This is a genomic window from Streptomyces sp. WG5, assembly GCF_049974565.1.
GTDB lineage: Bacteria > Actinomycetota > Actinomycetes > Streptomycetales > Streptomycetaceae > Streptomyces.
In genome coordinates this window covers 65598-80509 of the sequence record NZ_JBNGGC010000024.1, presented here as the reverse complement: position 1 = coordinate 80509, position 14912 = coordinate 65598, and the positions used below count along the sequence as shown (strand labels likewise).

Genomic DNA, 14912 nt, shown 5'->3' with positions numbered 1-14912 from the left:
CGCACCGTACGGACGCTGTCTGAGAGGTCCCTTAACGTTCCTTGTGAGCGGCACGCGCGCGTGCCTCACGTGCCGCACGCCACTCGGGCGCGAGCACCGCCCACACCTCCATGTCCTGGCGGGCACCCCGGTAGGGGAAGCTCTCGCGCAACACGCCCTCCCGCATCATGCCGAGTCGCCGTGCGGCGTTGACGCTCGGGGTGTTGGCGGACGACGCGTGCCACTCCACGCGGTGCATGCCGCGCTCGTCGAACGCCCAGTCGATCAGGACCCGGGCGCCGCGTGTGACGAGGCCCCGGCCCGTCCCGGCGGGCTCCAGCCAGCAGCCGATCTCGCAGACACCGGTGGCGGCGTCGAAGACCCGGAACAGCAGGCCGCCGACGAGCTTGCCGTCCAGCCACAGCCCGTGCAGGAAGCCGCTGCCGGCGGCACGGCGGTCGGCGTAGGCCTGGATCAGTTCGCGGGCGGAGTCGACGTCGGTGGCCTTCACCCCGAAGGGGATGTGCTGTGTGATGAACTCCCTGCCCCGGTCCAGGTGGGCCAGGAACTCCTCGGCGTGCCAGGTCTCCAGGGGACGCAGTTCGGCTCCGTCCTCACCCAGTGGTATCGCGTACATCCCGCTTCCGCTCCTCCTCCGCCAGGACGTCCGCCACTTCGGCGTCCGTCGCCGCGGCCAGCCTCTCATGGGCGACGCGGCACTCGGGCGGCTCGATGCTGATGCGCGGCAGGAGCCTGTCCAGCCGCCGCGGCAGCCACCAGTTGGCGCCGCCGAGCAGGTGCATCAGGGCGGGCACCAGGAGCGTACGGAGCACGAAGGCGTCCAGGGCGACGGCGGCGGCGAGCGCGATGCCGAACATGGCGATCACCCGGTCGCCGCTGAGGACGAAGGCGAGGAAGACCGCGATCATGATGACCGCGGCGGAGTTGATCACCCGGCTGGTCTCGGCGAGGCCGACGCGGACGGCACGGCGGTTGTCGCCGGTCTCCAGCCATTCCTCGTACATCCGGCTGACCAGGAAGACCTGGTAGTCCATGGAGAGCCCGAAGAGGACCGACACCATGATCACGGGCAGGAAGGGTTCGATCGGGCCGGCGCTGCCGAGGCCGAGCAGTTCGCTCCCCCAGCCCCACTGGAAGATCGCCACGACGACACCGAAGGACGCGGCGACGGCGGCGACGTTCATCGCGGCGGCCTTGACCGGTATGCCGACGGAGCGGAAGGCCAGCAGGAGCAGCAGGCAGCCCAGGCCTATGACGACGCCGACGAAGAGGGGCAGCTTGCCGACGATGACGTCGGCGAAGTCGTCGTAGCCGGCCGTCACGCCGCCGACGTGCACGTCGAGCGTGGTGCCGGACTCGGCGCGGGGCAGTACCTCGGAGCGCAGCCGGTCGACGAGGTCGCTGGTGGTCCGGGACTGCGGGGCCGACTCGGGTACGACGGTGAGGTACGCGGTGTCGCCGCCGGAGTCGTACGTCACCGGGGTCACCGAGGAGACGCCCTCGGTGGTGCGCAGGGAGGCGCCGAGGTTGTCCAGCGCGAGCCGGTCCTCGGCTCCGCCGACCTCGGTGACCAGGGTGAGAGGGCCGTTCACGCCGGGTCCGAAGCCCTCGGCGAGGAGGTCGTAGGCCTGGCGGGTGGTGGTGCCCTTGGGGTCGTTGCCCTGGTCGGAGGTGCCCAGGCGCAGCCCCAGGGTGGGCAGCGCGAGGACGGTGATGACGACGAGGGCGATGGCGCCGAGCAGCTTGGGACGGCGCTCGACCAGCGTCGACCAGCGGGCGGCGAACCCGGTCGGCAGCTCGGGTTCGGGCCCGTGCTCCGCCATCCGGCGCCGCTCGCGCCTGCTCAGGGAGCGGGGGCCGATGTACGACAGCAGCGCCGGCAGCAGGGTCACGGAGGCCGCGACGGTGAGGACGACGGTCAGCGCGGCGGCGACGGCCACGCCCCCCAGGAAGCTGAGCCGGAGGATCAGCATGCCCAGCAGGGCGATGCAGACGGTGGCACCCGCGAAGACGACCGCCCGTCCGGTGGTCGCCACGGCGTTCTCGGCGGCCTCGGCCACGGAGAGCCCGCGCTTCAGTCCGCGCCGGTGCCGGGTGACGATGAACAGCGCGTAGTCGATGCCGACGCCGAGTCCGACGAGGGTGCCCAGCATGGGTGCGAAGTCCGCGACGGTCATGGCGTGGCCGAGCAGGGTGATGCCGGCGTAGGCGGTGCCGACGGAGACCAGCGCGGTGGCGATGGGCAGCAGGGCGGCGGCGAGGGAACCGAAGGCGAGGAAGAGCACGACCGCGGCCACGGCCACACCGAGGGCTTCGGCGAGATGGCCGTCCGGCGCCTCGGTGAGCGCGACGGCGCCGCCGCCCAGTTCGACCTGGAGCCCGGCGGTCTCGGCCGCCTCGGCGGCGTCGACCACGGCGCGCGCCTCCCCCGCGTCGATGTCCTGGGAGGCGTCCCCGAAGGTGACCGGGGCGTACGCGGTCCGGGCGTTCTCGCTGATCAGGGGCGAGTCGGGGTCGTCGTACGGGTTGGTCACCGAGGCCACACCGGGCAGCTCCGCGATACGGTCCAGAGTGCGGGTCATGGCCTGTTCGACGTCGGTGGCGCGGACGGTGTCCGTCGTCGTGTGCCACACGATCGTGTCGCTGCCGCCGCCGAGGCCGGGGAAGCCGGAGGCGAGCAGCCGGGAGGCACGGTCGGAGTCGGTGCCGGGTACCCCGTAGTCGTTGGAGTACGCGGAGCCGGTGACCGCGGCGGCCGTGGCGACGCCGCCGAAGGCGACGAGCCAGAGCAGGACGGCGACGAGGCGGCGCTGGATGCACCAGCGTGCTAGGGCTGCCACGAGCGTGCTCCCAGGGTGTCCGATTGTTGATCTTTGACCGGGAACAGTCGTTCATCGTGTGAACAGCCCGCAAAGAACGCATCAGCGATGCCGAGCCACTCTTTCAGGCATAGATGATCGTTTGAGGCTTTAGTGGGCTTATTCACAATTCCGCCGCATCGCCCCGAGGGAACCGCTGGGCCGCATGGTGCTGTCGTTGACTTGGGCGACGAGTGCCGGGCAAGCTGACGCGCGCTCACCTACGGCACCGCATGCTCGTACTGAGCCATCAACTCGTCTACGCCGGGGGGCAATCGACTTGAACAGTGCCATGCACTACATCGGACCGGACGTGGCACCCGACCGGTACCGGCTCCTCAACTCGATCGGCCGGGGCGGTGAGGCCGTGCTGTACCGGGCGACGATCCAGCTGGACGGCGAGCCCGAGACGGTGGTCGTCAAGGTGCTCGACGCGAAGAACACGCTCACGCCGGACCAGTTCGAGCGGCTGAGCGCCAAGTGGAACGACCAGGCGGAGCTGCTGCGTTTCGTGGGGCGGCCGGGGGTCGTGGGGGTCCGTGAGCACTTCGAGGGGCCGCCGATCCACGCGCAGGGCGGGGCCGGGTCCGCCGCGGGACGGGCGCTGGTCCTGGTGATGAACCACGTCGACGGCCTCGACCTGCGGGACTGGCGGGCCGAACGCACCCTCGCCACGCATGCCGAGCGGCGCGAGGCCGGCCGGGTGCTGGAGCAGCTCGCCGACACCCTCGACTGGCTGCACTCCGGCCGGGCCACACCGTCCGGGCGCACCGTGATCCACGGTGACCTGTCACCGGGCAACATCATGGTCGACGTGCACGGGCAGGCCACGCTCGTCGACTTCGGCCTCAGCAAGCTCACCGCGGACCACCAGACCGCGGAGGTCTGGTTCACGCCCGGGTACGCGGCGCCCGAGGTGTTCGACGGCAAGCGCACCCCGAACACGGACCGGTACGCGTTCGGAGCCATCACGTACTTCCTGCTGAGCGGGCAGACGCCGCCCAGCACCCCGGAACAGCTGCGCGCCGCGCTGGCGGACCTGCCGTCGGTACAGGCGCTCGCCCCGGACCGTGCCGAGCGGGTCCTGACGATCTGCGCCACGGACCCGGCCCAGCGGCCCGAGAGCCTGCGCGCCTGGCTGAGCGACGTGCGGGACGCGGTGGTGTCGACGACGAACCCGGTGCGGGACGCCGTACCCGCGGGGTCCACCGGCACCCAGCAGCCGCCCACGACGGTGACGGCCGCGCCGACGGCCCCGCCGCCGCACCCGACCCAGGCTCCCCCGACCACCGTGACCGGCTCCGCCGTCTCCGGGCCGGCGGGGCCGCAGGCGCCGCCGACGACGGTGACGCACGCGCCCGAGCCCGGGCCGGTCGGGGCCCCGGTTTCGGCGCCGGTGGCGGACGCGGGCGGCAGCGGGCCCGAGCACCCGGCCCCGCTCGGGAGCTTCGGGCCGCCCGTCCCGCCGCTCCCCGGCGCCGGGGCCGCTGGTGGCGCCACGACCGGCGCCGCTCCCGGTCGTCCGAGCGGCGGGGACAGGGCGCGGCGGGTGCTGGTCCCCGTGCTGGCCGTGGCGCTCGTCGCCTCGCTGGCCGTCATCGGCGTCCAGGCCATGGCCGACGACGGCACCACGAACGGCGCGTCCCCCACCGTGACCAGGACGGTCACGGCGACGGCCACGGTCACGGCGGCGCCGGACGCGGCGGTGGAGAGTCCGGTGGCGGACGGGGGGACGACCACCGGTCCGTCCTCGGACGAGTCTTCGGCGGGAACCGGGAACGACGGGGTGGCGGACCAGGCGTCCTCGGTGTCGCTGACGACCTTCGAGACGGTCGCCCAGGACGTGAACGCCTCACTCACCGTCGGCGACGGCACCATGAACAACCGGCATTACGAGACGGCTCTCGTCCCCGAGGGCGGGGACAGGGAGTGCAGCGGGTGGGCCGAGTACAACCTGGGTCGTGAGTGGAAGAACCTCACCATGACCGCCGGTGTGTCCGACGTCTCGGCGAACACGTCGTCCCGCGTCGAGGTGTCCGTGGACGGACAGTCCCTGTTCACCGGGCAGGTCGATCTCGGCAAGCCGCGCGAGCTGGACATGAAGGTCGAGAACGGGCTGCGGCTGCGCATCGCGTACAGCGACCCGGACCGCAGCTGCGACATGGGCGACCTGCTGCTCGCCGACCCCACGCTCACGAGGTGAACACGAGGGGCGGTGCTCCGGGACACGAGGTCCGGGAGCACCGCCCCGTCATGCGGCGCGGGCGGGCGCTCAGCCCTCGACGCCCAACTTCTCCAGGATCAGCTCCTTGACGCGCGCCGCGTCCGCCTGACCCCGGGTCGCCTTCATGACCGCACCGACCAGGGCGCCGACCGCGGCCACCTTGCCGCCGCGGATCTTGTCCACGACGCCCTGGTTGCCGGCGATGGCCTCGTCGACGGCGGCGGTCAGCGCGCCCTCGTCGGAGACGACCTTCAGGCCGCGCTGGTCGACGACCTCGTCCGGCGTGCCCTCACCGGCGAGCACGCCGAGGATGACCTGGCGGGCCAGCTTGTCGTTCAGGTCGCCCTTGGTGACCAGCTCGGTGACCCGGGCGACCTGCTCCGGCGTGATCGCCAGCTCGTCGAGCGCCTTGCCCGACTCGTTGGCGCTGCGGGCCAGCTCACCCATCCACCACTTGCGGGCGGACGCGGCGTCGGCACCGGCGTCGATCGTGGCGACGATCGGGTCCAGCGCGCCGGCGTTGAGGATCGACTGCATGTCGGTGCCGGAGATGCCCCACTCCTCGCGGAGCCGGTTGCGGCGCACCAGCGGCAGTTCGGGCAGGGCGGACCGGATCTCCTCGACCCACTCGCGCGAGGGGGCCACCGGCACCAGGTCGGGCTCCGGGAAGTACCGGTAGTCCTCGGCCTCCTCCTTCACGCGGCCCGAGGTCGTGGACCCCGTGTCCTCGTGGAAGTGGCGGGTCTCCTGGATGATCGTGCCGCCGTCGTTCAGCACGGCGGCGTGCCGCTGGATCTCGAAGCGGGCCGCGCGCTCGACCGAACGCAGGGAGTTGACGTTCTTGGTCTCGCTGCGGGTGCCGAACTTCTCCCGGCCGTGCGGGCGCAGCGACAGGTTCACGTCGCAGCGCATCTGGCCCATCTCCATGCGGGCCTCGGACACACCGAGGGCACGGATGAGTTCGCGCAGTTCACGGACGTAGGCCCGCGCGACCTCGGGGGCCCGCTCGCCCGCTCCCTCGATCGGCTTGGTGACGATCTCGATGAGCGGGATGCCGGCGCGGTTGTAGTCGAGGAGGGAGTGCGAGGCGCCGTGGATACGGCCCGTCGCGCCGCCGACGTGCAGCGACTTGCCGGTGTCCTCCTCCATGTGCGCGCGCTCGATCTGCACGCGGAAGGTCTCCCCGTCCTCCAGCTGCACGTCGAGGTAGCCGTCGAAGGCGATCGGCTCGTCGTACTGGGAGGTCTGGAAGTTCTTCGGCATGTCCGGATAGAAGTAGTTCTTCCGGGCGAAGCGGCACCACTCGGCGATCTCGCAGTTCAGCGCGAGACCGATCTTGATGGCCGACTCGACGCCGGTCGCGTTGACGACCGGGAGCGCGCCGGGCATGCCGAGGCAGACGGGACAGGTCTGGGTGTTGGGGTCGGCGCCCAGTGCGGTCGAACAACCGCAGAACATCTTGGTGTGGGTGCCGAGTTCGACATGGACCTCGAGGCCCATGACGGGGTCGTACGACGCCAGCGCGTCCTCGTACGACACCAGGTCGGTCGTGGTGGTCACGGTGAAACTTCCCTCTCAGCCCAGCAGGACGTCGTCGTCGCCCAGGCGCTTCAGCTCGCGGTAGAGGATGGCGAGGTTGGTGACGACCGCGGCGCCGGTCACGACGGCGTCGAGCAGCCGCAGCGTGTCGTTGTCTCCGCGGGCCTTCTTGATCTGCTTGTACACCCCGACGGCGCCGAACGCCGACGTGGCCATCGAGACGTACAGGCCGGACCGGGACTTCTTGAAGCCCTTTGCCTTGGTCAGTGCGCTCACAGCGACGGTGCCTCCTCGATCAGCGGGTGGCCCCACTTTTCCACGAACGCGGCCTCGACGGCGGCGCCGACCTTGTAGAGCCGGTCGTCCTTCATGGCGGGGGCGATGATCTGCAGGCCCACCGGCAGGTTGTCCTCGGGGGCGAGGCCGCAGGGCAGCGACATGGCCGCGTTGCCCGCCAGGTTGGTGGGGATGGTGCACAGGTCGGCCAGGTACATCGCCATCGGGTCGTCGGCGCGCTCGCCGATCGCGAAGGCGGTGGTCGGCGTCGTCGGGGAGACGATCACGTCGACCTGCTCGAAGGCCCGCTCGAACTCCTGCTTGATCAGGGTGCGGACCTTCTGGGCGCTGCCGTAGTACGCGTCGTAGTAGCCCGAGCTCAGGGCGTACGTGCCGAGCATGATGCGGCGCTTGACCTCGGGGCCGAAGCCGGCCTCGCGGGTCAGGGAGGTGACCTCCTCCGCGGAGTGCGTGCCGTCGTCGCCGACGCGCGCGCCGTAGCGCAGGCCGTCGAAGCGGGCGAGGTTGGAGGAGCACTCCGAGGGGGCGATCAGGTAGTACGCCGACAGGGCGAGGTCGAAGGACGGGCAGTCCAGTTCGACGACCTCGGCGCCCAGTTCCTTCAGCAGTTCGACGGACTCGTCGAAGCGCTGGATGACACCGGGCTGGTAGCCCTCGCCGCGGAACTGCTTGACGACGCCGACCCGCATGCCCTCGACGCTGCCGTTGCGGGCGGCCTCGACGACCGCGGGGACCGGGGCGTCGATGGAGGTGGAGTCCATCGGGTCGTGCCCGGCGATCACCTCGTGCAGCAGGGCCGCGTCCAGAACCGTACGGGCGCAGGGGCCGCCCTGGTCGAGGGAGGAGGAGAAGGCCACCATGCCGTAGCGGGAGACGCCGCCGTACGTCGGCTTGACGCCGACCGTGCCGGTGACGGCCGCCGGCTGGCGGATGGAGCCGCCGGTGTCGGTGCCGATGGCGAGCGGCGCCTGGAAGGCGGCGAGGGCGGCGGAGGAGCCACCACCGGAGCCGCCGGGGATCTTGGTGAGGTCCCAGGGGTTGCCGGTCGGGCCGTACGCGCTGTTCTCCGTCGAGGACCCCATGGCGAACTCGTCCATGTTGGTCTTGCCGAGGATGACGACGTCGGCGGCCTTCAGACGCTGGGTGACGGTCGCGTCGTAGGGCGGGATCCAGCCCTCGAGGATCTTCGAGCCGACGGTGGTGGGGACGCCCTCGGTGGTGAAGATGTCCTTGAGCGCGAGCGGGACGCCGGCCAGGGGGCCGAGCTTCTCGCCGCGCTCGCGCTTCTCGTCGACGGCGCGGGCCTGCGCGAGGGCGCCCTCGCGGTCGACGTGCAGGAAGGCGTGCACCTTCTCGTCGACGGCCTCGATGCGGGCCAGGTGGGCCTCGGTGACCTCGACGGCCGTCAGCTCGCCGGAGGCGATCTTCGCGGCGATCTCGGCCGCGGTGAGCTTGATGATGGGATCGCTCATGGCGGTTACTCCTCCCCCAGGATCTGCGGCACCTTGAAACGCTGCTGCTCCTGGGCCGGGGCGCCGGAGAGCGCCTGCTCGGGCGTGAGCGACGGACGGACCTCGTCCGGCCGCATGACGTTCGTCAGCGGGAGCGGGTGCGAGGTCGGCGGTACGTCTTGGTCGGCGACCTCACTGACGCGGGCGACCGCGCCGATGATGTCGTCCAGCTGTCCCGCGAAGTGCTCGAGCTCTTCGGGCTTCAGCTCCAGACGCGCCAGCCGGGCGAGGTGGGCGACCTCCTCGCGCGTGATGCCAGGCATGCAGCGTTCCTCTGGGGTGAGTGTGTGTGGTGTGGGCAAATCGGCTTTGGCAAGTCGGTTTGGCCCAATCCTATGGGGCGGCGCCCCGTGCCCGTTAAACGGTTTCCCTCCGCCGCTCCCTCCCGGCCGCGGGCGGGGAGCCGCTCGGAGCGCGAAGAGCAGGCCGGGCGCAGCACGAGGACGACGAGCGCGGTGGCGAAGTGAACGCCGAAGGCCACGGCTCTCGTACCCCCGTGGCGCAGCACGGTGAGCGTGTCGCCGAGCGGCACGAGGGCCACGCCCAGCATGAACCACGCCTCGGCACGGGCGCCCGCGAAGACCAGCGGGGAATCGGCGGACGCCCTCCTTCGCGAGGGGCGCAACCGCCGGACGGGTGACAGGGGCCGGCGGGTGGGCGGGTCACTCGTCGGTCGCCGCCACGGGCAGTGCGGCGGCCGGCCTCACCCAGCCCCGCGAGCCCCGCGCACGCAGCCACGCCGTCGTCTCCTCGGGCGGCATCGCGGCCGCCACCAGCCAGCCCTGTACGGCGTCGCAGCCCAGGTCGCGCAGGCGCTCCCAGGTCTCGTCGTCCTCCACCCCCTCGGCGACGACGAGCAGACCGAGCGAGTGCGCCAGGTCGACGGTGCAGCGCACGATCGCCGCGTCCTCGGTGTCGACGGCCAGCCGGGCCACGAACGAGCGGTCGATCTTCAGCTCGCTGACCGGGAGCCGTCGCAGGTGGACGAGGGAGGAGTACCCGGTGCCGAAGTCGTCGAGGGACATCTTCACGCCGTGGCCGGTCAGCGCGTTGAGGGTGTCGGCGGCGCGCTGCGGGTCCTCCAGGAGGACGTGTTCCGTGATCTCCAGTTGGAGTGCCCCCGCCGGGACGCCGTGCCGGGCGAGCCGGGCGGCGACCGCGCCCGCGAAGCCGGGGGTGTGGACGTCACGCGGGGAGACGTTGACCGCGACGGGCACGAACAGGCCCTGGGAGCGCCAGCGGGCGACCTGCCCGAGGGCCGTCTCCAGCACGTACTCCGTCAGATGGGGCATCAGGCCGGAGGACTCGGCGATCGCTATGAACTCGTCCGGCGGCACCTTGCCACGCTCGGGGTGCACCCAGCGGACCAGGGCCTCCAGGCCCGCGACCTGTCCGTCGAAGCGGACCTTGGGCTGGTAGTGCAGCTCGACCTCGTGGGCGTCCAGGGCCCGGCGGAGGTCGCCCAGCAGCCCGAGCCGGTCCGGGGTGTTGGAGTCCCGCTTGGACTCGTAGACCTCCACGCCCGTACGGTCCCGCTTCGCCTGGTACATCGCCACGTCCGCGCGGCGCAGCAGGCCTTCGGCGTCCAGCGCGTGGTCGGGGAAGACGGCGACCCCGGCGCTGGCCTCCAGGACGAGGGTGAGTCCGTCCAGGTCCATCGGGGAGCTGAGCGCGGCCACCAGGCCCCGGGCCACCCGGGTCGCCGACGTGGTGGAGTCGGCGACGGGCAGGAGGACGGCGAACTCGTCGCCGCCGAGCCGCGCGGCCTCCGCTCCGCGCGGCAGGGCCTGCCGCAGCCGGTCGGCGGTCTGCAGCAGCAGCCGGTCGCCGGCGAGGTGTCCGAGCGTGTCGTTGACCGACCGGAAGCGGTCCAGGTCGATCAGCATCAGGGCGGAGCGGGCACCGATGCGCTCGGCGTCGTCCAGGGCGGCCCAGGTCCGCTCGAGCAGCCACTGCCGGTTGGGCAGTCCGGTGAGCGGGTCCCGCAACTGCTCCTCGGCCCGGGCGCGGGCGATCCACAGCGTGGAGTCGAGGGCGATCAGCGGGATGGAGAACAGCGGCAGCAGCAGCGGTTTGGCGACGGCGACCACGCAGATCAGCGGGGCGATGCCGAGCAGTGCGACGGCGACCAGGCCCTGTCTGACCAGGGCGGTGCGGGCGACGGTGGGCAGACCGGGGCGCGGCGTCTGCAGGTACCACAGCAGGGCGCGGGTGACGGCGAGGTAGGCGACGGCGACGAGCACCACCTTGGGTGCCGCGGACACCCCCCAGGTGTTCGGGTCCCAGGGTTCCTCCACGGACGGCTCGGAGCCGCAGAAGCCCAGCAGCAGGGCGCCCGCGGCGATGCCGAGGATGTCCACCGCGCCGTGCAGGAGGCCCTGTCGCCAGCGGCCCCGGCGGGCTATGCCGACCAGGACGACGACGGTGAGGCTGACCATGCCGGCCGGAACCCAGCCGTACAGCATCAGGACGGCGAGGGTGAGGGCGGCGCCGGAGCCGGTGCCGCCCCACCAGCGGGAGCGGCCGAGCATCACCAGGTGGCCGACGACGATGCCGGTCAGCACGGCCAGGGACCAGCCTGCGGTGCCGGACGGGAAGAGGGCGTGGCCGTCGGTGAACGCACGGTAGAACCCGGCACCCAGCACGAAGGCCGCGGTCGCGACGATCGCCGCGGGCAAGGCGGGCCAGGACAGGTGCCGTTCGCCGTCGGCGTCGGCGTCGGACAGCACGGAGGGGCGGCGGGCGGCCGGCGGTCCGGAGCCACGGCCGGCGGACGGCCGCGCGGAGCCGCGGGCGGTGGACGGCGGCGCGGAGCCGCCGGCGGTCGACGGCGGCGCGGAGTCACGGCCGGCGGACGGCGGCGCGGAGCCGCGGGCGGCGGGCGCGGGATGCGGTGCGCCGCCACCGCGCTGCCCGAGCCACCGGCCCACGTGCCGCGCGCCCGCCATGCGACGCAGGCGCAGCCGTGAGCCCGCGGCGGCGCTCTCGGTCGGTTCCATTCCCGTCCCTCTCACAGCCGGCGGTGCCCACGCCACGCGGCCCCCGCCTCGACCACCATCAACGGCTCCGCGTCGGACAACCCTTCCCCCTGTCCCTCGGGGGCAGGGGGATGCCCCGACCGCAACTGGGCACGGCAGGCGCACATCTCAACAGTAGGCCGCGGAAGGCTTCCAGGGGCACCGGTCGTCGACGGTTGCCCGAATGCGACCTGGCCAACCGTATGCATCTGGTATGCGCCGATCGGGTGGCCTTCAACCGCTATTCCTCAGCCGAAAGCGCTACGCCGGCCGCCGCTTCGGGTCCTTGTTCGAGCAGGACGGTGAAACCGTCCTCGTTCAGAACCGGCACCTTCAGTTGCATCGCCTTGTCGTACTTCGATCCCGGGTTGTCACCGACCACGACGAACGACGTCTTCTTGGACACCGATCCGGTCACCTTCGCACCCCTGCTCTGCAGGGCGTCCTTGGCTCCGTCCCGGGTGAAGTCCTCCAGGGTGCCGGTGACGACGACGGTGAGTCCTTCGAGCGGGCGCGGCCCCTCGTCCTCCCCCGTCGACCGGTCCTCCAACGGGACTCCGGCCGCCTTCCACTTGCGCACGATCTCGCGGTGCCACTCCTCGGCGAACCACTCCTTGAGGGCGCCGGCGATGATCGGGCCGACGCCGTCGGTGTTCGACAGCTCCGCTTCGGTGGCCTGCTCGATGCGGTCGAGCGAGCGGAACTCGCGGGCCAGGGCCTGGGCGGCGACCGGCCCGACGTGCCGGATGGAGAGTCCGTTGAGGAAGCGGGCGAGCGGTCGGGTCTTGGCCTCCTCGATGTGCTTCAGCAGCGCGAGGGTGTTCTTCTTGGGCTCGCCCTCCTTGTTGGCGAAGACCGTGACGATCTTCTCCTCGCCGGTCTTCGGGTCGCGCTTGGGCAGCCCGCTGTCCGGGTCGAGGACGTACGCCTTGATGGGCAGCAGCTTCTCGACGGTGAGGTCGAAGAGGTCGCCCTCGTCCACCAGCGGCGGGTCGGCCGGCTCCAGCGGTCCGGTCAGCGCCGCCGCGACGACGCCGCCGAAGTGTTCGATGTCCAGGCACTCCCGGCCGGCGAGGTAGGAGACTCGCTCGCGCAACTGGGCCGGGCACGTACGGGCGTTGGGACACCGGAGGTCGATGTCGCCCTCCTTCATGGCCTTCAGCGGCGTCCCGCACTCGGGGCACTCGGCCGGCATGACGAACTCCCGCTCGGTGTCGTCCCGCAGGTCGACGACCGGCCCGAGGATCTCCGGGATGACGTCACCGGCCTTGCGCAGCACCACGGTGTCGCCGATGCGCACGCCCTTGGCCTTGACGACCTCCTGGTTGTGCAGGGTGGCGAACTCCACCTCGCTGCCGGCCACCGTGACCGGTTCCACCTGCGCGTACGGCGTGACACGGCCGGTGCGGCCGACGCCGACCTTGATGTCGATGAGCTTGGTGTTGACCTCTTCCGGCGCGTACTTGTAGGCGATGGCCCAGCGCGGTGCCCGGGCCGTGGAGCCGAGGCGTCCCTGGAGGCGGATCTCGTCGAGCTTGACGACGACACCGTCGATCTCGTGCGCCACGGAGTGCCGGTTCTCGCCGTAGTACGCGATGAACTCGCGTACGCCGTCGAGTCCGTCGACCACCCTGTTGTGCGGGGAGGTGGGCAGGCCCCAGGTCTTCAGCAGGTCGTAGGCCTGGGAGAGGCGGGTCATGCCCGTGAAGCCCTCCAGGACGCCGATGCCGTGGACGACCATGTGCAGCGGGCGGGTGGCGGTGACGCGCGGGTCCTTCTGGCGCAGCGAACCGGCCGCCGCGTTGCGCGGGTTGGCGAAGGGCTTGTCGCCCGCCTCGTTCAACCGCTGGTTGAGTTCCTGGAACTTCTCCATCGGGAAGTAGACCTCGCCGCGGATCTCCACGAGGTCGGGGACCTCGTCCCCCTGCAGGCGCTCCGGGATCTCGGCGATGGTGCGGACGTTGGGTGTGATGTCCTCGCCGGTGCGGCCGTCGCCGCGGGTGGCCGCGCGGACGAGCCGGCCGCGCTCGTAGGTGAGGTTGACGGCGAGTCCGTCGACCTTCAGCTCGCACAGGAAGTGGTACTCCTGCTCGCCGAGCTCCCGGGCGATGCGCTCGGTCCAGGCGGCGAGCTCGTCGTCGTTGAAGGTGTTGTCGAGGGAGAGCATGCGGGAGCGGTGCTCGACGGCCGTGAACTCCGTCTCGTAGGACCCGGCGACCTTCTGGGTCGGGGAGTCCGGGGTGCGCAGCTCCGGGTACTGCTCCTCCAGCTCCTCCAGGGAGCGCAGCAGCCGGTCGAAGTCCGCGTCGCTGACGACGGGGGCGTCCTTCACGTAGTACCGGAAGCGGTGCTCCTCGATCCGCTCAGCGAGCTGCACGTGCTTCTCGCGCGCCTCGGCGGGCACGCTCGTCGTCTCCGCCTGCTTGTCGCCGGCCACCGTGTTGTCCTCCCGTTACTCTGGGTCGTCCGCGAGGGATCTCGCCGCCCGGGCGCAGTGGGCGAGGGCCCGGCGGGCGTACTCGGGGGACGCGCCCGCGAGTCCGCACGCCGGCGTGACGGTGACCGCCTCCGCGAGAAGTCCCGGATGCAGCCCCAGCCTGCGCCACAGCGTCCTGACCCCCATGACGCTACCGGCAGGGTCTGACAATGCGGCATCGGTGCCCGGGACGACACCGGCGAACAGCCGGGTGCCGCCCTCGACCGCCTCGCCGATCGCGTCGTCGTCACGCTCGGTGAGGAGCGAGAAGTCGAAGGAGACACCCGCGACGCCAGCCCGGCGCAGCAGGGCGAACGGCACGTCCGGTGCGCAGGAGTGGACCACGACGGGGCCGTCCCCGTGCACCCCGGCGACGTCGCGGAGCGCTGCCTCGACGACCTGGCGGTCGACGGCCCGGTGGGTGCGGTAGCCGCTGGCACTGCGCACCTGGCCGCGCAGTACGGCGGTGAGGGACGGCTCGTCGAGCTGGAGCACGGGCCGGGCGCCCGGCACGCGGCGCCGGACCTCCGCCAGGTGCAGGCGCAGGCCTTCCGCGAGCGAGGCGGCGAGGTCGCGGGAGGCGCCGGCGTCGGAGAGGACCGCCTCGCCGTTCCTGAGTTCCAGGGCGGCGGCGAGCGTCCAGGGGCCGACGGCCTGGACCTTCAGCGGCCCCTCGTAGCCCTGGGTGAACTCCTCCAGGGCGTCGAGGTCCTGCCCGAGCCAGGCCCGGGCCCGCTTGGTGTCGCGCCCCGGGCGGTCGCCGAGCCGCCATCCGCTGGGCTCCACGCGCGCGTACAGCTCGACGAGCATTCCGGCGGTGCGGCCGATCATGTCGGCTCCGGGGCCGCGGGCGGGCAGCTCGGGCAGGTACGGGAAGTCCTCGAAGGTGCCGGTGGCGGTCTTGACGGCCTCGCGGGCGTCGTCCCCCGGCTGGGAGCCGACGCCGGTGGCGGGGCCGAAACGCGGGCTGGTCTGGCTGTTGTCGCTCAC

At 72.0% G+C, this 14912-nt stretch carries 10 protein-coding genes and 1 pseudogene; 1 reads left to right on the top strand and 10 read right to left on the bottom strand.

Features of this window, described 5'->3' with window-relative positions:
• Nucleotides 1–31: 31 nt before the first annotated feature.
• Nucleotides 32–616, bottom strand: a complete 585-nt coding sequence (locus tag ACP4IX_RS24385) for a GNAT family N-acetyltransferase (RefSeq protein ID WP_426526332.1) — start codon at nucleotides 614–616, stop codon at nucleotides 32–34.
• Nucleotides 594–2840, bottom strand: a complete 2247-nt coding sequence (locus ACP4IX_RS24380; protein ID WP_426526330.1) for an MMPL family transporter — start codon at nucleotides 2838–2840, stop codon at nucleotides 594–596. Before ACP4IX_RS24380 ends, ACP4IX_RS24385 begins: the two co-directional genes overlap by 23 nt.
• Before the next feature lie 310 nt (nucleotides 2841–3150).
• Here ACP4IX_RS24380 and ACP4IX_RS24375 point away from each other — a divergent pair, with 310 nt between their 5' ends.
• On the top strand, nucleotides 3151–5061 hold the full coding sequence (locus ACP4IX_RS24375) for a protein kinase domain-containing protein (protein ID WP_426556609.1): 1911 nt from the start codon (nucleotides 3151–3153) through the stop codon (nucleotides 5059–5061).
• A 69-nt stretch (nucleotides 5062–5130) separates the two neighbouring features.
• Here ACP4IX_RS24375 and gatB read toward each other — a convergent pair whose 3' ends face one another.
• From gatB to ACP4IX_RS24335, 8 genes and pseudogenes are all read right to left on the bottom strand, one after another.
• Nucleotides 5131–6642, bottom strand: a complete 1512-nt coding sequence (gene gatB, locus ACP4IX_RS24370) for an Asp-tRNA(Asn)/Glu-tRNA(Gln) amidotransferase subunit GatB (RefSeq protein WP_426526326.1) — start codon at nucleotides 6640–6642, stop codon at nucleotides 5131–5133.
• A gap of 15 nt (nucleotides 6643–6657) precedes the next feature.
• Nucleotides 6658–6897 (bottom strand): hypothetical protein, encoded by a 240-nt coding sequence (locus ACP4IX_RS24365; RefSeq protein WP_055421828.1) that lies wholly within the window; start codon nucleotides 6895–6897, stop codon nucleotides 6658–6660.
• Nucleotides 6894–8390 carry an Asp-tRNA(Asn)/Glu-tRNA(Gln) amidotransferase subunit GatA gene (gene gatA / locus ACP4IX_RS24360; protein WP_426526323.1) on the bottom strand — a complete coding sequence of 499 codons (1497 nt, stop codon included), beginning with the start codon at nucleotides 8388–8390 and terminating at the stop codon, nucleotides 6894–6896. Before gatA ends, ACP4IX_RS24365 begins: the two co-directional genes overlap by 4 nt.
• Nucleotides 8391–8395: 5 nt before the next feature.
• Nucleotides 8396–8692, bottom strand: coding sequence for an Asp-tRNA(Asn)/Glu-tRNA(Gln) amidotransferase subunit GatC (gene gatC / locus ACP4IX_RS24355; RefSeq protein ID WP_003973500.1), 297 nt, complete (start codon nucleotides 8690–8692; stop codon nucleotides 8396–8398).
• Nucleotides 8693–8839: 147 nt separating this feature from the next.
• A pseudogene (locus ACP4IX_RS24350) lies at nucleotides 8840–9015 on the bottom strand (DUF4267 domain-containing protein); the annotation flags it as partial.
• 76 nt (nucleotides 9016–9091) lie between these two features.
• Entirely contained in the window at nucleotides 9092–11428 is a 2337-nt protein-coding gene (locus ACP4IX_RS24345) for an EAL domain-containing protein (RefSeq protein ID WP_426556608.1), read from the bottom strand.
• 259 nt (nucleotides 11429–11687) lie between these two features.
• A complete protein-coding gene (ligA, locus tag ACP4IX_RS24340; RefSeq protein ID WP_426524838.1) occupies nucleotides 11688–13883 on the bottom strand; it encodes an NAD-dependent DNA ligase LigA in 2196 nt (731 codons plus the stop codon).
• 15 nt (nucleotides 13884–13898) lie between these two features.
• The gene (locus tag ACP4IX_RS24335) at nucleotides 13899–14912 is read right to left on the bottom strand and encodes a methionine synthase (protein ID WP_426524836.1); all 1014 of its coding nucleotides are present in this window, start codon (nucleotides 14910–14912) and stop codon (nucleotides 13899–13901) included.

Bases quoted from the DNA above. Each gene is read 5' to 3' on its own strand.
- ACP4IX_RS24385 (WP_426526332.1), bottom strand. From the start codon at position 616: ATGTACGCGATACCACTGGGTGAGGACGGAGCCGAACTGCGTCCCCTG.
- ACP4IX_RS24375 (WP_426556609.1), top strand. From the start codon at position 3,151: ATGCACTACATCGGACCGGACGTGGCACCCGACCGGTACCGGCTCCTC.
- gatA (WP_426526323.1), bottom strand. From the start codon at position 8,390: ATGAGCGATCCCATCATCAAGCTCACCGCGGCCGAGATCGCCGCGAAG.
- gatC (WP_003973500.1), bottom strand. From the start codon at position 8,692: ATGCCTGGCATCACGCGCGAGGAGGTCGCCCACCTCGCCCGGCTGGCG.
- ACP4IX_RS24345 (WP_426556608.1), bottom strand. From the start codon at position 11,428: ATGGAACCGACCGAGAGCGCCGCCGCGGGCTCACGGCTGCGCCTGCGT.